We start from the raw sequence: 16,306 nt of genomic DNA on the forward strand, positions 1-16,306 counted from the left end.
GCTACAGCACGCTCTCGACGGCCGCACGCACCTCCGGGCTGGGCTCGACGGACTTCCCGGACTCCAGGTCGTAGAAGACCAGCGTGACCTGACCACGGGCGAGCCGGACGTCCCCGTCGGCGATCTCGGACTCGATCGTCATCGACTTGGTGCCCAGCCGGGAGACGTAGCTCCACACGTCGTACGGCTCCGAGCGAGCAAGGACCGGGGCGTGGTAGCTGACGTCGGTCTGGGCGACCACGACGGAGGGCCAGTCCTTGAGCTCGTTGTGCGACCTGAGCCGCTTCATCAGCGCCAACCGCGACTCCTGGAAGTACTCGAAGTACTTCACGTTGTTCACGTGCCCGTAGGCGTCGACGTCGGAGAAACGGACGAAGAGCGGGAAGTGTCCCTCATCCAGCCGCTTCGGCTCGCCCAAAGTGAGCGGCTTCGACGGCGTCTCCTCGAGGTAGGGCTCGAGGTTGGCCTTCTCCTCCGGCCTGAGCCTGCGCGGCGACTCGGTGGTGAAGACGTACGGCGCCAGGACCGTGGTCGCCCGCAGGAAGACATTGCGGGTGCCGTCGGGCTGGTCCCGGAAGATCTCGTACGCCATCGTGAAGCTCGCCGCCCGGATCTCGGTCACCCACGACTCGACATAGACCGGCTTGAAGTCGAAGAGCAACGGCTCGACGTAGGTGACCTGGTGGCTGACCACCACGACGCCCTCGGCCAGGCCCTGGGTCTGCGGGCTCCGGGCGTGCGTGCGCAGCATGTCCACGCGCGCCTCTTGGAGGTAGTCGACGTAGACGACGTTGTTGACGTGGCCGAGCATGTCGAGGTCGGCCCAACGCATGGGGCATTCATAGAGATGGCGCACAGGTCGATCCTTCCAGACGATCTTGGGCACTGGGGCTGGTCACCCAGCACAGTCCGGGCGAGTATGGTGTCGACCACAGTCCAACCTACTCATCAGTAACCGGGAGTCTTCATGCCTGAGGCAGTCATCGTCGCCGCCGCCCGCACTCCGATCGGGCGAGCCAACAAAGGATCGCTGAAGGACTTCCGTCCCGACGATCTCGCCGCGCTCATCACCAAGGAAGCCGTCGGAAAGGTCGAGGGTCTCGACCCCAACGACATCGACGACCTGCTGCTCGGCTGCGGTCTGCCCGGCGGTGAGTCCGGCAACAACATGGGCCGCGTGGTCTCCGTGCTCAACGGCTGGGACAAGGTGCCCGGCGCGACCATCACCCGCTACTGCTCCTCCTCGGTGCAGACCTCGCGGATGGCGCTGCACGCGATCAAGGCCGGCGAGGCCGACATCATCGTCTCGGCCGGTGTCGAGACCGTCTCCCGCTTCGTCAAGGGCACCTCCGACCACCTGCCCGACACCGTCAACCACCTCTTCGACGACGCCCAGTCGCGGACCACCGCGACCGCCGCGTCCAACGAGAAGTGGCACGACCCGCGCGAGGACGGCCTGCTGCCCGACGTCTACATCGCGATGGGTCACACCGCGGAGAACCTCGCCACCTCGCGCGGCATCTCGCGAGCGGAGATGGACGAGTTCGGCGTGCGCTCGCAGAACCTCGCCGAGAAGGCCATCGCCGACGGCTTCTGGGCCCGCGAGATCACCCCGGTGACCACCCCTGACGGCACCGTCGTCTCGGCCGACGACGGCCCCCGCGCCGGCGTGACCCTGGAGGCCATCTCCGGTCTCAAGCCGGTCTTCCGCGAGGACGGCACCGTCACCGCCGGCAACTGCTGCGCCCTCAACGACGGCGCCGCCGCGGTCGTGGTCATGTCCGACACCAAGGCCGCCGAGCTCGGCGTCACCCCGCTGGCCCGGATCGTGTCCACCGGCGTCTCCGGCCTCTCCCCCGAGATCATGGGCCTCGGGCCGGTCGAGGCGACCAAGAACGCGCTCAAGTACGCCGGCATGTCGATCGGCGACATCGACCTGGTCGAGATCAACGAGGCCTTCGCGGCCCAGGTGATCCCGTCCTACCAGGACCTCGGCATCGACATCGACCGCCTCAACATCAACGGCGGCGCCATCGCCGTCGGTCACCCCTTCGGTATGACCGGCGCTCGCCTGCAGAACACCATGCTCAACAGCCTCGACTGGCACGACAAGACCACGGGTCTGATCACCATGTGCGTCGGCGGCGGCCAGGGCATGGCGATGATCCTCGAGCGCATCTGACATTCCGACGACTCGGCGCGTCTGTCCCAGACAGGCGCGCCGAGTCGGCGCGTCAGCGCATCTCGATGCCGGGGCGGTCGCAGATGAGGTAATCCGAGACGGCGTTCATCACACGCCCCAGGGCCGCGAAGTCCTCTTCGCTGACCAGATCGACGAGATATTCGCGTACGCCGCTGACATGGACCGGGGCCGCCTCCCGCAGCACCTCGAAGCCGCGGTCGCTGAGGGCGGCGACGACACCACGGCCGTCGTCGGCCGAGTTGCGGCGTTCGACGAGCCCCGACCGCTCCATCCGGGTGATCGTGTGGGTGATCCGGGAGCGTGAGTGAGCCAGCGAGTCGGCGAGCTGGGCCATCCGCATGGCCCCGTCGTTCTCGGAGAGTCGTACGAGGATCTCGTACTCGGAGAGCGAGATGTCGAAGCCGGCGCGCAGATCGGCGTCCAGGCGGTCGTCGAGCAGGGTCATGCCCATCATGAGCGCGCGCCACGAGCGCTGCTGCTCTTCGTCCAACCACCGAGTCTCATCACCCACGGGGCATTACGTTAGCCCGGCCTTGGGGCCAAACCACGCACTGGCACCCCATAACGTCCACGAAGTGGTCACCGAAAGTTCGATCCGGACCCGGGACGGGAGACCCAGAGGTGTCAGGACCAAGGGTAGAAGCAAGCTGGGACCTAAGCCCCGTCAGCGATGTCGGGACGCGAGAAACCATTCGCCATCGCTCCAGGTAAAGGCGAAGATCAGGCAGTGCCCAATCCCCCCGCTCTCGGCCTCCGCGACTTCATAGCCGCACTTCCACGCGAGGGCCGCTGGCTCCTGGCGACCGTCGCGATCCAGCTCCTCGGCCGCGGCATGACGCTGCCGTTCACGATCATCTATCTGCACGAGGTACGCGGCTTCGACCTCGGCCTTGCCGGCAGCCTGATGGGTCTGATCGCCATCGTCGGCTTCGTGGTCACCGGGCCGGCAGGCAGCCTGATCGACAAGTACGGCGCCCGCCCGGTGATCCTCGGCGGCCTGGTCTGCGCGATCGCCGGCGACATCGTGCTCGCCTTCGCCGACACCCCGATCCTCGCTGCCGCGGCCCTCGGTCTTCTCGGTGTCCAGGCCGGGGTCTCCTGGCCTGCCGCAAACGCCTTGGTCGCCACGGTGGTCGAGGGCGACCTGAGACAGCGCTACTACGGGGTGAACTTCGCCCTGATCAACCTCGGCATCGGCGTCGGCGGCGTCATCGGCGGGCTCTTCATCGACGTGTCGCGGCCCGAGACGTTCACCTACGCCTTCCTCGGCAACGCCGCCACCTTCGTGCTCCCGGCCCTCGTCCTGCTCGGCCCGCTGCGTCATGTGCACGGCCGCGCCGCACGGCCAGCTGCCGACCAGCCTGATGCGACCGCCTCGTACGCCACGATCCTGCGCCGTCCCGAGGTCATGTGGCTGGTGGCGATCGGCATCCTGCTCTCGACACTCGGCTACGGCCAGATCGAGAGCGGGTTCCCGGCGTACTCGCGTCAGATCGCCGAGGTCTCGACCCGGGTCGTCGGGTTCGCGTTCGTGGCCAACTGTGCGGTGATCGTGCTCGCCCAGTTCTGGGTGATGAACCGGGTCAGCGGCCGACGGCGCACCCGGGTCCTCGTCGCCACCGCGGCCATCTGGGGCGTGGCCTGGGTGGTGTTCGGGTCGACCGGTCTGGTGCCGGGTTCCGTGGCGGCCATCGTCGGCGTGATCGCCTTCCAGGGGCTCTTCTTCGCCCTCGGCGAGACGCTGATGCAGTCGGTCTTCCCCGCCTTGACCAACGACATGGCTCCCGACCATCTGCGCGGGCGCTACAACGCGATCAACTCGGCCTCGTTCCAGACCGGGGCGATCATCGGTCCCGTCCTGGCCGGTTTCCTGCTGGAGCACGGTCAGGCGACGGCATTCATAGCGCTGATGCTGGTCGGCTGCGTCGGCATCGTCGCTGCCTCGATGCGGCTCGAGCGCCGGATCACCCCAGCCGTGAACGGGTTGCGTCCCCCGCTGATCCCCGAGTCGGCTCAAACCAACGCCTGATCCTGCCGAGTCGGCTCGTCATGACGAGCCGACTCGGCGGGATCTCTGGTCAGAACGCGCCGACTCGGCGCGGGTCGGTCAGTCGCGGGTGAGGCGACGGTGGGTGACGCGGTGGGGGCGGGCGGCATCCTGGCCGAGACGCTCGACCTTGTTGGCCTCGTAGGCCTCGAAGTTGCCCTCGAACCAGAACCACTCGCCCTCCTTCTCCTCGGTGCCTTCCCAGGCGAGGATGTGGGTGGCGATGCGGTCGAGGAACCACCGGTCGTGGGAGGTGACCACGGCACAGCCCGGGTAGTCGAGCAGCGCGTCCTCCAGGGCGGAGAGCGTCTCGACGTCGAGGTCGTTGGTCGGCTCGTCGAGCAGCAGCATGTTGCCGCCCTGCTTCAGGGTGAGCGCGAGGTTGAGGCGGTTGCGCTCACCACCGGAGAGCACGCCGGCCTTCTTCTGCTGGTCGGGACCCTTGAAGCCGAAGGAGGCGACGTAGGCCCGCGAGTTCATCTCGAAGTTGGCGACCTTGATGAAGTCCAGACCGTCGGAGACGACCTCCCAGACGTTCTTGTTGGGGTCGATGCCGCCGCGGCTCTGGTCGACATAGGAGATCTTCACCGTCTGGCCGACCTTGAGATCACCCGCGTCGGGCTCCTCAGAGCCGGTGATCATCCGGAACAGGGTGGTCTTGCCGACGCCGTTGGGGCCGACGATGCCGACGATGCCGGCCCGCGGGAGCGAGAAGGAGATGTCGTCCCACAGCGTGCGGCCCTCGAAGCCCTTGACCAGGCCCTTGGCCTCCATCACCACGTCGCCCAGGCGCGGGCCCGGCGGGATGTTGATGTCGGCGGTGTCGATCTTGCGGGCCTTGTCAGCCTCGGCGGCGAGCTCCTCGTAGCGGGCAAGACGCGACTTCGACTTGGTCTGGCGGGCCTTGGCGTTGGAGCGGACCCACTCCAGCTCCTTCTCGAGCATCCGGGCGCGCTTGGCGTCCTTGAGGCCCTCGACCTTGAGACGGTCCTTCTTCGTCTCCAGGTAGGTGGAGTAGTTGCCCTCGTAGCCGTGGACTGCGCCGCGGTCGACCTCGGCGATCCACTCGGCGACGTTGTCGAGGAAGTACCGGTCGTGGGTGACGGCGAGGACGGCACCCTTGTAGGACTTGAGGTGACCCTCCAGCCACTGCACCGACTCGGCGTCGAGGTGGTTGGTGGGCTCGTCGAGCAGCAGCAGGTCGGGCTCCTGCAGGAGCAGCTTGCACAGCGCGACCCGACGACGCTCACCACCGGAGAGGTTGTCGACGATCGCGTCACCCGGGGGGCAGCGCAGCGCGTCCATCGCCTGCTCCAGCTTGGAGTCGATGTCCCAGGCGTTGATGTCGTCCAGGTAGGTCTGGAGCTCACCGGTCTCGGCCATCAGGGCGTCCTGGTCGGCGTCGGGGTCGCCCATCTCCATGTAGGCGTCCTCGAGACGCTTCATCTTCGTCTTGATCTCGCCGACCGCCTCCTCGACGTTCTCGAGGACGGTCTTGCCCTCGGTCAGCGGGGGCTCCTGTTGAAGCATCCCGACGGTCGCGTCCTGGTCGCGGACGATGTCGCCGTTGTTGGGGTGATCGAGCCCGGCCATCAGCTTGAGCAGCGAGGACTTACCCATACCGTTCGGGCCGACGACGCCGATCTTGGCACCGTGCAGGAATGATTGGGTGACGTTGTCGAGAACGACCTTGTCGCCGTGGGCCTTGCGCACATTGCGCAGGGAGAGGATGTAGTCGGCCATGGGGCCCACCCTAATGAGGTTGAGGTGCACCGGTACAACCGGCGCACCCCGCCTCAGGGTCCGGCGCCCACCCGACTCACCTCACGCCGCCACAGTGGTCTCCGTCTCGGCAGGTGCCTCGACGTCGTCGGATGTCGTCGGCTCCTGATCCCACGGGTCCGCGCCCGGGGCACGCCAGCCCGAGAGGGGGTCACGCGAGGCGTCCTCGTCGCGGGGTTCCGGCGCCGGCGCGGCGGCCGCGGCGAGCGATCGCGGGTTGCGCGACAGGCTGCTCAGGCCCCGATTGAGGTCGTGGCCGACCACGTTCGCCTCGACCTCGAAGGTGTTGACCTCGAGCCCGTCCTTGTTGACGTAGCTCCGGGCCGTCAACCTGCCGTGGACGACCACGGCGTCTCCCTTGCGGAGCGAGCGCCCGACGTTCTCTCCCAGCTGTCGCCAGGCACTCACCGAGAACCACTGCGTCACACCGTCGCTCCACTCGCCAGTCGCCCGGTTGAGCTTGCGTGGGGTGCACGCCATCCGAAAGTTCGCCACCGAGACGTCGCCGACGCTCCGCACGACAGGATCGGCGCCGACATTGCCACGCAGGGTGATGGTCGCTTCGTTCATCGTTGTCTCCTCAGTGTTCGCGCCCGCCTGGTGCGGGCCTCGGAGACAACCCTGCGCTCGACCGCCGACAGTTTCGGACGGCGTACGTCCGCCTGTGGACAACCCCGGATCGAACCGTCCCTGTGGACAGTGATCGGCCCGGCGTGCGTCAGCGCAACGCCTTGGCGACTCCGTGCCGGAGTGCGCTGTAGGCCGCGAGCTCGGTCTCGATCGGATCGACGACGAGCTCACGCGAGACGTCGGCGACCGCCGTACGCAGCCGCGCGTCGGCCGCACGCGCCCGCCGCCGAGCGGTGCCGATCACCAGCAGATGACATACGAACCACAGCACCAGGCCGAGCCCGACGCCCCCGATGAACAGGACATACGGCAGCTCGACCCCGGCGACCGAAGGCGTCACCTCGCCGACCTGCGCGGCCCCGGAGAGAAGCAGCGCCACCGACCACACCAGCCCGACGCCCGCGACGATGATCAGGAGCCACTGGAGCATCTTGACCAGCCCGGTCCACATCGGCAGCCGTTCGGCGTTCAGGTCGACACCACCGACGGAGGCGTCGAGACGGTCGGCGAGGTCGTCCATGCGCGAGACCGATGCCCGCCGGATCGCGTCGCGCCACGGCGAGGCGAGTCCGGCGCCGGCCTCGTCGGCCAGCTGACGCACCTCGGTGTCGACTCGCGCCCGCTCGACGGCGGTGGTCTGCGGCAGCGAGGTCCGAGCACGCCCGGCCAGCTGGGTCGCCTCCTCGCCGAGCGCCAGATGAAGCCGTCTCAACGGATCCGGCTTCAGCCGGGCGACCCAGGAGACCAGCGGCCAGCCCGTCGCCGCACGGGCCCGGGTGCGTACGGACCGCTCGACCGCGTCCACCACCGTCGGCACCCCGGCAGCCTCGGCGATGGCGTCCTCGAGCGCCTCCACCCGCGGCTTGGCGAGCGAGCGCGGCTTGGCGTCGCCGGAGGCCTTGGCGAGCTTGACCGCAGCGGTCTTGATGTCGGCTGAGAGCCGGGACTTGTTGGCTCGCTTGGCCGCGGCCCGCTGAGCGATCTCCGTCTTGAGCTGCGGGATCCCCCAGCCGAGCTTGGCCGAGACCGGGATCACCGGGACGTTGCGCAGCCCGTCCTGGTCGAGCAGGCGGCGTACGTCACCCAGCATCGCCTCGCGGCGGTCCTCCGGAACGCGGTCGATGTGGTTGAGCACCACGACCATGATCTCGGAATGGGTCCGGAGGGGCTGCAGGTAGCGGTCGTGGATGGCCGCGTCGGCGTACTTCTGCGGGTCGAGCACCCACACCAGCATGTCGGCGAGCTCGACCAGCCGGTCGACCTCGAGATGGTGGGAGACCTCGGTGGAGTCGTGGTCAGGAAGGTCCAGCAGCACCACGCCGTCGAGCTCGTGCCCCTCGCGGCGGGTGTCGAGCATCGAGTCACGCGTCGTCTGGTGGCGCTCGGGGATGCCCAGCCACTGGAGCAGCTCGTGAGCGCCCTCCGCACCCCACACGCAAGCAGTCGCCCATGACGTGGTGGGCCGACGGACTCCGACGGCGGAGAGCTCCAGCCCGGTCAGGGCGTTGAACGTGGAGGACTTGCCCGACCCGGTCGCTCCGGCGACTCCGACGACCGTGTGATCGGCGGACAGCTTGAGTCGTCCCTGCGCCTTCTCGACCACGGAGCGCGCGTCCTCGACGATCCCGTCGTCGAGGCGCCCCGTCGCGGCGGTGGTCGCAGAGTTGAGTCCGTCCAGTCGATCGCCGAGGTCTCCACCCCGGCTGACCAGGTTCTTCGCACCTTCGAGCAGGCCGCTCAATGATCCCCCTTCAATCGCTGACAAGTCTCAGTCATCGCTGCGCTGGCTGGCGAAACGAGCGTCGCCTACCTTCCGCGCGGCGTGCCGCAGCCGCTCCGGCGCGCCGTGGTCGATCTGCAGCGCGTCGACCTGACCGGTGTAGCGGGCACGCTCCTCGTCGACGAGCTCCACGATGCGCTCCTCCAGCGCCTTGCGCGCCCGGAACGCCAGCCCGCGGACGGCCTGGTCGCCGAAGACCGCTTCCAGCAGCTTCTGGCCGATCAGGAGGGTGCCGCCGGCGATGCCCACCTCGGCACCGACGAGCGCCCCTCCGGTCGAGGCGAAGACGACCACCATCAGCGCCACGCCGAGGCCGTTGACCCCGTAGGAGAGGAACTTCGCGGTCGTACGCTTGTCCTGGCCCTCGCTGCGCACCATGTCGAGCACGTCCTGCTGCCAGTCGCGCACCGCGCGCTCGGCCTTGGGGCGCAGCGCACGCGAGGCCCGGCCGAGATCGGAGGGGCCGGCCGCAAGCAGCCCGCGACCTGCCGGGCTCATCTGCCAGGCGGCCTCCGCGCTCTCGGCGGCGGCCTCGCACTGCTCCAGGATCAGCATCTCCAGGCCACCCTGCACGGCCGCGGTCACCCGCTCGGCCTGCTGCGGCTTGCCCTTGATCGATCCGAGGATCTTGTCGCGGAGCATCCCGACCCGGGTCTCCAGCGCCTTGAGGATCTCGCCGGTGCCGACGAACTCCTGCCAGCGCGCGAGCACCTCGCCACGCAGCAACGTCCCGTCGGCGGTCGCGGCCATGATCGACTTGAGCGCGTTGTCGTAGGCCATGTCCGCATCCGTACGCAGCCGCTGCGCGGCCTCGCCCTGACCGTCCGCGGTGTCGGCGATCGGGTGGACCTCCAGAGTCAGCGCCCGCACCGCTCCGTCGAGAGTCTGGGTGACGACCTGGTGACGCGCGGTGGCGTCATCGGCGAGCATGTCGAGCCAGGCACGCACCTCAGCGACGTGCTCGGCCGGCAGCAGCCCGTGCTCGGAGATCTCGCCCTCGTGGACGATGAAGAGCGGAGAGTCCTTGAGCCCGCGCGAGGCGAGCATCCGGGCCAGATGGCCCGCGACGGTCTGGACGGCTTCGGGCGGGGTCCGGTCGAGCACCACCGCCACCGCGGTCGAGCGGTTGGCGGCCAGCTGGAGGAATTCCCAGGGCACCTGGTCGGCGTAGCGCGCGGCCGAGGTGACGAAGACCCACAGGTCGGCTGCGGCGAGCAGCTCGGCCGCGAGCACCCGGTTGGCCTCCTCGACGGAGTCCACGTCGGGCGCGTCCAGGACGGCGAGTCCGGGGTGGAGCCGGTCGCTGGCGACCAGCTGCAGCGCTCCGGGGTCGTTGGTCGGGTGCTGGACCCGCTCCAGCTCCGGCAGCAGCCGGTCCTGCCCGAACCAGCTGGCGTCGTCGGGGTGGTGCACCAGGACAGGCGAGCGGGTCGTCGGCCGCAGCAGCCCGGGCGTGGTCACCTTGGTCCCGACCAGCGAGTTCACCAGCGTCGACTTTCCGGCCCCCGTGGAGCCGCCGACGACCGCGAGCAACGGCGCGTCGATGGTCATCATCCGCGGGATCACGTAGTTCTCGAGCTGCTCGACCATGTTCTGCCGAGTGACGCGCTGCTCCTCGGCGCCGGGCAGGTCCAGCGGCAGGGTGACCTCGGTCAGCGCCTGGTGGAGCTGGACGAGCGCGGTCACCATGCGGTTGCTCTCGCCGCCGGACGCCAGGAGCTCGGCCTTGGTGGCCTCGAACTGGGTCGTCGGCTGCTCGGCGAGCATTCCTGCGGTCAGCGCCTCGTAGGTCGTCTGCCCGGTCTCCGGCCCGGTCTCCGGAGCATTCTGTTCCTCTGTCATCCGCTCATCACCTTTCCGCTCGGAAATGCGATGTGTGGACGTACCTCACTGATTCGGTCAACGTATGCCCTCCCCCGGGCGGCGAAGTCTGGCGGCGGGTTGCCGCGCAGGAATCGCCAGTGCAAGTATCCGAGCTCGATCGCAGCCTGCTGGTATTCACGCATCACCGCAACCCCTCGAGCGCCTCCGTGCGCCGCCGCGAACTTCCGCGCCTGCTCCCTGCGCCGCAGATCGACCACCCAGTCGATGTCGGTGTAGGGAATCAGCCCGCGCTGGGCGGCGTCGGTCAGCGACCGCGTCAGCACGATGCGCTCCGACTTTCGCCGCCAGACCGCGAAGATCACCATCGAGACGAACGCGGGCACCATCACCACGACGTACGCCAGCAGGAACCCGGCACCGTCATAGAGCAGTGTCGAGCCGTTCCAGGTCCCGTGGGCGAGCACGCCGGCGGCGAAGCCCAGCAGTGGCGCCACGACCTTCAGCCAGCGCTTGCGCGTCACCACCGCGACGCCGATACCGATGCCGATGAAGGCGGTGAAGAGCGGGTGGGCGAAGGGGCTGAACAGGCAGCGCATCACGAAGACGACGGTGAACTCGCCGAGGTGTCCCGTGGAGCTGTCGCCCATGCCGGGGGTGCCGTTGTAGGTGCCGCCGAGGTAGAGGATGTTCTCGGTGAACGCGAAGCCGATGCCGACCATGCCGGCGTAGACGATCCCGTCGAGCACACCGTCGAGAAGGTGGCGGCGCCAGACCAGCAGCACGAGAAGGAACAGCCCCTTGGCCGCCTCCTCGGTAACCGGCGCCACGATCGCGAGCTGCACCGGCTGGCTCCATCCGGCGACCAGCGCTCCGACACTCTGCACGATCAGCGCGGCCGCGACGGCGACGAAGGCGCCCCACCCCAGGCCGAGGGCGAGCAGCGACTTCGGCTCGGGCTCGTAGCGATCGAGCCACAGGAAGGCATAGACCAGCGGAACCACCGGGATGGCCGCGAAGAGAACGCCCAGGATCGCACCGGTCGGGGCAAGTTGGTCGTCGACGACGCTGGTGCTCAGCAGAACGATCCCGAGCACCGGCAAAGAGGTCAGCACGACGAGCACGCCCACCACGATGGTGAACGTGCGGTTGCTTTTCGTCGGATCCTTCGGGATCGCCCCCATGCGCGTCAGACTATCGGGCGTACGGACCGAACGCGCGACCAGACACCGGTCGAGACGTCCCGCAACCCGGGTGGCCTGGGAACTCACGAGCGTCGACGTTCTGGCGCGGCGTACGATTCCGCTATGACGGAAAACGGCGCCCCCGCTCCTGCAGAAGACCACACCGAGAGCCACGATCAGCCGGTTCCGGAGGCTTGGTCCAAGTTCATGAGGGAGGGCTGGGACGATCGTGAGGTCGAGGTTCCCGAGCATCCGATCACGCCGTGGGCGGCCGCTCGCCGCGGGCGGCTCGCGGGCATCTTCCCGGGCGAGCGCCTGGTCGTCCCGGCCGGCACCTACAAGGTCCGCGCCAACGACACCGACTACCGGTTCCGTGCCGACACCGCTCACGTCCACCTGACCGGCAACCAGACCTCGGACGCCGTCGTCGTGATCGAGCCCGACGGCACCTCGGTGCTGTACGCCCGCCCGCGCAGCGGCCGCGACTCCGACGAGTTCTTCCGTGACCGTCAGTACGGCGCGCTCTGGGCCGGCGCGCGCCCCTCGGCCCGTGAGCTCTCCGACTCGCTGGGGATCGAGGTTCGCCACGTCGACCAGCTCGAGTCCGAGCTCGGCGGCAACACCCCGACCCGGGTCCTCCGTGGCGTCTCGGCCGACGTCGACAAGCTGGTCGCCCCGGCCGAGAGCTCGCGTGACGAGGAGTTCGCCAAGGCGCTCTCCGAGCTGCGTCTGATCAAGGACGAGTGGGAGCTCGGCGAGCTGCAGGAGGCCTGCGACATCACCGTGCGCGGCTTCACCGACGCGGTCAGCGAGTGGGACCAGGTGCTGAAGCACGGCGAGCGCTGGATCGAGGGCACCTTCTTCCGCCGCGCCCGCGCAGAGGGCAACGACCTCGGCTACGACTCGATCGTCGGCGGCGGGTCCCACGCCACCACGCTGCACTGGATCGACAACAACGGCCCGATCGTCCCCGGCGAGATGGTGCTGCTCGACATGGGTGTCGAGGGCCACAACCTCTACACCGCCGACATCACCCGCACGCTCCCCATCTCCGGGAAGTTCACGCCGCTGCAGCGCAACCTCTACGAGCTCGTCTACAAGGCCCAGCAGGCCGGCATCGCGGCCATCCGGCCGGGCGTCACCTTCCGGGCCGGCCACTTCGCCGCGATGGAGATCCTCGCCCACGGCCTCGACGACCTCGGGCTGCTGCCGGTCTCCGTCGACGAGGCGCTCTCCGAGGACAACAAGACCTACTCCCGCTGGACCCTCCACGGCGTCTCGCACATGCTCGGCCTCGACGTCCACGACTGCGCCTCCGCCTCGAAGGAGACCTACATCGAGGGCCCGCTGCAGGAGGGCATGGTCCTCACCGTCGAGCCTGGCCTCTACTTCCAGAAGGAGGACAAGCTCGTCCCCGAGGAGCTGCGCGGCATCGGCATCCGCATCGAGGACGACATCGTCGTCACCAAGGACGGCTCGGTGAACATGTCCAAGGGCCTTCCGCGGACCGCCGACGACGTCGAGGCGTGGATGGGTCAGCACCTCTGAGAGGCGAGTGCCCCCGGATGGCTGTGACCGAAGCCGTACGCCGGCGGGCATCTCTCGCGGCCGTCGTCCTGCTCGCGCTGCCTCTGGCCGCGTGCAGCGCCGGTCGTGCTCCGACCTCGGGACCCGCCTCGTCCGCGGGTCCCGAGGCACCGTCGTCCGCTTCGGCCTCCGGACCGGTGTCGGCCGAGAACGCCTTCGAACGGACGATGGCGGCGTACCTCCGCTCACGCTAGATCAGAGGTTTCTCCACTCGACCGGCTCGAGGTTGTACTCCTCGGCGATCGGGCCCCACGCCTTGGCGGCGGCCTTCTTCGAGTCGTGGCTGGCCAGGCTCAGCTTGTTCGCCTTCGCCAGCTTGCCCTTGCCGCCGACACACTTGCCGTCGGCGTTGACCCTGCGCTTCTCGCCCCAGGCCGCGAAGGCGAGGTCAGCGTTCTGCGAGGTCAGCCACGCGGACTCGAGGTTCTTGACGAGTTTCCGCGAACCCGGGAGGACAGCGGTGTCGATCTTGGCGACCTTCGTCGCCAGTGTCTTCCGGGACGCCGCAGCGTCCTCGAAGGTCTTGATCGCCTCGTCGATGTTCTCGCACGCCTGCAGGTCGGCCTGAGCGGCGCCGATGGCTGCCTTGTCCTTGGCCGACGTCTTGATGAGCTCGTCGATCTTCCCGGCCTCGGCGGCGGGACCGCTCTCGGCCGTGGTGGCGTCCTGGGCCGTGCCGGTCTTCGCGTTGGCGTCGCTGTCGTTGACCAGGCTGATGACGAACGCGATGATCGCGACCACGACGGCCAGCACCACGACGATCAGGCCCCAGCGCTTCAGGTCGAAACCACCGGGCCCCTTGCCCTGACGCTGCGGCTCGTAGTGGGCGTCGTAGGCGTTGCCGTAGGGGTCGTAGCCCTGCGGCGCCATCGGAGGCGGCGCCGGGGTGCTGGGCCCGCCGGCGACCGGCGGCTGACCGACGAGAGTGGCGTCGGCGTAGACGTTCTGGGCGTAGGGATCGTCGTACGGCTGACCGAACGGCTCCTCGGCCCGGTCCTGCGGCTGCCCGAATCCCTGGTCGTAGCCCTGGTCGTACGCCGGCTCATACGGCTGCTCGTAGCCCTGGGACCACTGGTTCTGGTCCGGCTCCAGCTGCGGCGCGAGCGGGGCGTAGGCGGGATCACCGTACGCCGCGGGCTGCGAAGCCTGGCCGGCCTGGTCGTCCTCGTAGCGCGCCTCTGGCGCCGGAGCGTCGAACTGCTGCGGCGGCGCGAACTGCTCGAACTCGTCACGCGGGCGGGTGCCGCCAGGAGCGTCGTCGGCGGAGTCGAACCGCGGGCTCATCGCAACCTGGGTCTCGTCCGGGCGGGGCGGCTCGGGCTGGCGGTGCTCGACCGGCGGCATCGCCTCGTGGGTCTCGTCAGAGAACGGGCCGCTCATCTGCGGCGCAGGCTCGACAAAGGTGGGGTGCTCCGCGCTCTGGTGGTGCGCCGCGGCCGGGCGAGCGGGCAGCGGGGGCATGGCCATCGGCTCGGGGCTCTGCGGCTGGGGCTCAGGCATCGGCGGCGCTGGCATCGGCTGCTCGGGCGCAGACCGCTCGGCCACATACTCGTCCGCCGGCGACGGGGCGGCTGCCTGCGGCGCAGGCTCCTCCGGGGTCGGCTCGGGCTCTTCCGCGCCGCGCTTGCGCTTCGGCAGGAAGAGCGACTGCGACTGGGTGGCGAGCTCCGGCTCGAACTTCGGCGTGCGCGCCGCCAGCCCGAACAGGCTGCCACTGTCCGTACCTGACGGCGGCGGGGCCATGCCGCCGCCGAAGGCCGGCTGCTCACCGCTGGGCGCGGTCATGTTCAGCTGGGGTGCCATCGAGGCCCCCGGCGTACGCCTGACCTGCCCGAGCGGCAACGGGGCCGGCTCGGCATCGGCCTCAGGCGCGGGCGTAGCAGCTTCCTGGCCACGCCTCGGCAACGACAGACCACCCTGCTCAGGAACGGCACCCCGCTGCGGCAGTCGCGGCGGGGCGACCGGCTCCGGTGCACCCTGCGACGGCGGCTGATGAGCGCTTCTGACGGGGGTCCCACAACCTGTGCAGAAGCGCATACCGGTGACGGCTGCACCGCACGAGGTGCACATGGACTCCATAGTCATGTCCGGGGACCTTACCGATGATCCGGTCCAGTCTCGAACCCTCGTGGTCCGACAACTGGACACCTACGTCGACAGTGTGGGGACAGTGCACCCAAATACCCCCCACACCTTGGTAACACTCCGGTCAGTGTTTCGGATTGCGATGCACACATGGGATACGGGGACCAGTAAGATCGGGTGCGGCCTGCGCAAACCCACCTCGGACGGGGTGCTCCCGCGGGCCACGCCTCCGTAGCTCAGCTGGATAGAGCATCGGCCTTCTAATCCGACGGTCACAGGTTCGAATCCTGTCGGGGGCGCCACAGGAAACCCGTGTGGGTAAAATCATGCGCCCGCGCGTGTTTCCGCTTCAGCGACGTCAGCGATGGCCGGCCGCCCGGCGTACACCGCCCTGAAGAACGGCAGGGTCCGGTGCACCATCGGACCGATGAGCAGCGCCTCGGCGACCGTCCCGACGCCGACGAGGCCCCCGAGGAGCCAGCCGATCGAGAGCACGGTGATCTCCACGCCTCCGCGGCACAGCCAGACCGGGGCGCCGGTGCGCACGTGCAGGCCGGTCATCAGGCCGTCGCGCGGTCCCGGGCCGAGGCCGGGGGCGATGTAGATGCCGGTCGCCGCGGCGAGCAGGAGCAGGCCCGCACTGAAGAGCGCGACCTGGGCCAACAGGTCCGTCGGTTGAGGCAGCACGCGAAGGCCGATCTCCGCCGAGGTGCCGACGAGCAGCACGTTCAGCACGGTGCCGACTCCTGGCCTCTGGCGCAACGGGATCCAGAGCAGCAGGACGACCAGACCGATCAGGTTGGTCATCAGGCCGAAGGAGATCCCGGTGATCTCGACGAGCCCGGAGGCGAGCGCATTCCACGGCGCCAGCCCGAGCGAACCCTGGACGAGCATGGCGACCGCGATGCCGTAGAGGAAGAGTCCAGTTATCAACCAGGAGAGCGCCTTCACAGAGAGATCCTTCACGATTGCAAAGCCAATCACGGGTCCAATCGAAGGTAAAGAAGCCAATTGGCGTAAGGTGGCCTCATGCCTCGCGGAAGAATCGGTGCCACAGCCCTCGCTGGCCTGCTCGGTCAGTGGCAGGGGGACGGCCCGGCGTACGAGAACCTCGCCGAGCGGATCCAGCTGCTGCTGATCGACGGGCGGCTCTCCGCCGACGTGCGACTGCCGTCCGAGCGCGAGCT

General features: G+C 68.9%; 13 protein-coding genes and 1 tRNA gene. 5 read left to right on the forward strand and 9 right to left on the reverse strand.

Features of this window, described 5'->3' with window-relative positions; all coding sequences use genetic code 11:
- Position 1: 1 nt before the first annotated feature.
- Positions 2-832 (reverse strand): acyl-CoA thioesterase, encoded by an 831-nt coding sequence (locus tag H5T77_RS15000; protein WP_292650538.1) that lies wholly within the window; start codon positions 830-832, stop codon positions 2-4.
- A 135-nt stretch (positions 833-967) separates the two neighbouring features.
- On the opposite strand from H5T77_RS15000, the gene H5T77_RS15005 reads away from it, so the two are divergent.
- Positions 968-2,182, forward strand: coding sequence for an acetyl-CoA C-acetyltransferase (locus H5T77_RS15005; RefSeq protein ID WP_292650540.1), 1,215 nt, complete (start codon positions 968-970; stop codon positions 2,180-2,182).
- A 52-nt stretch (positions 2,183-2,234) separates the two neighbouring features.
- On the opposite strand, the gene H5T77_RS15010 is transcribed toward H5T77_RS15005, so the two are convergent.
- Positions 2,235-2,714 (reverse strand): MarR family winged helix-turn-helix transcriptional regulator, encoded by a 480-nt coding sequence (locus tag H5T77_RS15010; protein ID WP_292650542.1) that lies wholly within the window; start codon positions 2,712-2,714, stop codon positions 2,235-2,237.
- 216 nt (positions 2,715-2,930) lie between these two features.
- Between H5T77_RS15010 and H5T77_RS15015 the strand changes: the two genes are divergently transcribed.
- Positions 2,931-4,232 carry an MFS transporter gene (locus tag H5T77_RS15015; RefSeq protein WP_292650544.1) on the forward strand — a complete coding sequence of 434 codons (1,302 nt, stop codon included), beginning with the start codon at positions 2,931-2,933 and terminating at the stop codon, positions 4,230-4,232.
- A 78-nt stretch (positions 4,233-4,310) separates the two neighbouring features.
- On the opposite strand, the gene ettA is transcribed toward H5T77_RS15015, so the two are convergent.
- The 5 genes from ettA to H5T77_RS15040 all read right to left on the reverse strand — a co-directional run bounded on the left by ettA (position 4,311) and on the right by H5T77_RS15040 (position 11,447).
- The gene (ettA, locus tag H5T77_RS15020; protein ID WP_292650546.1) at positions 4,311-5,993 is read right to left on the reverse strand and encodes an energy-dependent translational throttle protein EttA; all 1,683 of its coding nucleotides are present in this window, start codon (positions 5,991-5,993) and stop codon (positions 4,311-4,313) included.
- A gap of 81 nt (positions 5,994-6,074) precedes the next feature.
- On the reverse strand, positions 6,075-6,602 hold the full coding sequence (locus H5T77_RS15025) for a single-stranded DNA-binding protein (RefSeq protein WP_292650547.1): 528 nt from the start codon (positions 6,600-6,602) through the stop codon (positions 6,075-6,077).
- A 148-nt stretch (positions 6,603-6,750) separates the two neighbouring features.
- Positions 6,751-8,403, reverse strand: a complete 1,653-nt coding sequence (locus H5T77_RS15030; RefSeq protein ID WP_292650548.1) for a YfjP family GTPase — start codon at positions 8,401-8,403, stop codon at positions 6,751-6,753.
- 27 nt (positions 8,404-8,430) lie between these two features.
- Positions 8,431-10,284, reverse strand: coding sequence for a dynamin family protein (locus H5T77_RS15035; protein ID WP_292650550.1), 1,854 nt, complete (start codon positions 10,282-10,284; stop codon positions 8,431-8,433).
- Positions 10,281-11,447: a PrsW family intramembrane metalloprotease gene (locus tag H5T77_RS15040; RefSeq protein WP_292650551.1), complete on the reverse strand. Its 1,167-nt coding sequence runs from the start codon at positions 11,445-11,447 to the stop codon at positions 10,281-10,283. The genes H5T77_RS15035 and H5T77_RS15040 overlap by 4 nt, the downstream gene beginning before the upstream one ends.
- A gap of 123 nt (positions 11,448-11,570) precedes the next feature.
- Here H5T77_RS15040 and H5T77_RS15045 point away from each other — a divergent pair, with 123 nt between their 5' ends.
- Together H5T77_RS15045 and H5T77_RS15050 are read left to right on the forward strand one after the other, a co-directional pair.
- Positions 11,571-12,995 (forward strand): aminopeptidase P family protein, encoded by a 1,425-nt coding sequence (locus tag H5T77_RS15045; RefSeq protein ID WP_292650553.1) that lies wholly within the window; start codon positions 11,571-11,573, stop codon positions 12,993-12,995.
- A gap of 17 nt (positions 12,996-13,012) precedes the next feature.
- The gene (locus tag H5T77_RS15050; RefSeq protein ID WP_292650555.1) at positions 13,013-13,228 is read left to right on the forward strand and encodes a hypothetical protein; all 216 of its coding nucleotides are present in this window, start codon (positions 13,013-13,015) and stop codon (positions 13,226-13,228) included.
- Between the two features lies 1 nt (position 13,229).
- Here H5T77_RS15050 and H5T77_RS15055 read toward each other — a convergent pair whose 3' ends face one another.
- Complete coding sequence (locus tag H5T77_RS15055) at positions 13,230-14,837, reverse strand: hypothetical protein (protein WP_292650556.1); 1,608 nt, start codon at positions 14,835-14,837, stop codon at positions 13,230-13,232.
- Positions 14,838-15,344: 507 nt separating this feature from the next.
- Between H5T77_RS15055 and H5T77_RS15060 the strand changes: the two genes are divergently transcribed.
- Positions 15,345-15,421: transfer RNA gene (locus H5T77_RS15060), tRNA-Arg, on the forward strand.
- A 22-nt stretch (positions 15,422-15,443) separates the two neighbouring features.
- On the opposite strand, the gene yczE is transcribed toward H5T77_RS15060, so the two are convergent.
- Positions 15,444-16,085: a membrane protein YczE gene (yczE, locus tag H5T77_RS15065; RefSeq protein ID WP_292650558.1), complete on the reverse strand. Its 642-nt coding sequence runs from the start codon at positions 16,083-16,085 to the stop codon at positions 15,444-15,446.
- Positions 16,086-16,306: the final 221 nt, after the last annotated feature.

This window comes from Nocardioides sp. (assembly GCF_014360585.1).
Lineage (GTDB): Bacteria > Actinomycetota > Actinomycetes > Propionibacteriales > Nocardioidaceae > Nocardioides.

Coding starts and splice junctions, on each gene's coding strand:
- H5T77_RS15035 (WP_292650550.1), bottom strand. CDS start 10,284: ATGACAGAGGAACAGAATGCTCCGGAGACCGGGCCGGAGACCGGGCAG.
- H5T77_RS15025 (WP_292650547.1), bottom strand. CDS start 6,602: ATGAACGAAGCGACCATCACCCTGCGTGGCAATGTCGGCGCCGATCCT.
- H5T77_RS15050 (WP_292650555.1), top strand. CDS start 13,013: ATGGCTGTGACCGAAGCCGTACGCCGGCGGGCATCTCTCGCGGCCGTC.
- ettA (WP_292650546.1), bottom strand. CDS start 5,993: ATGGCCGACTACATCCTCTCCCTGCGCAATGTGCGCAAGGCCCACGGC.
- H5T77_RS15005 (WP_292650540.1), top strand. CDS start 968: ATGCCTGAGGCAGTCATCGTCGCCGCCGCCCGCACTCCGATCGGGCGA.
- H5T77_RS15045 (WP_292650553.1), top strand. CDS start 11,571: ATGACGGAAAACGGCGCCCCCGCTCCTGCAGAAGACCACACCGAGAGC.
- H5T77_RS15055 (WP_292650556.1), bottom strand. CDS start 14,837: ATGGCACCCCAGCTGAACATGACCGCGCCCAGCGGTGAGCAGCCGGCC.
- H5T77_RS15000 (WP_292650538.1), bottom strand. CDS start 832: ATGCGTTGGGCCGACCTCGACATGCTCGGCCACGTCAACAACGTCGTC.
- H5T77_RS15040 (WP_292650551.1), bottom strand. CDS start 11,447: ATGGGGGCGATCCCGAAGGATCCGACGAAAAGCAACCGCACGTTCACC.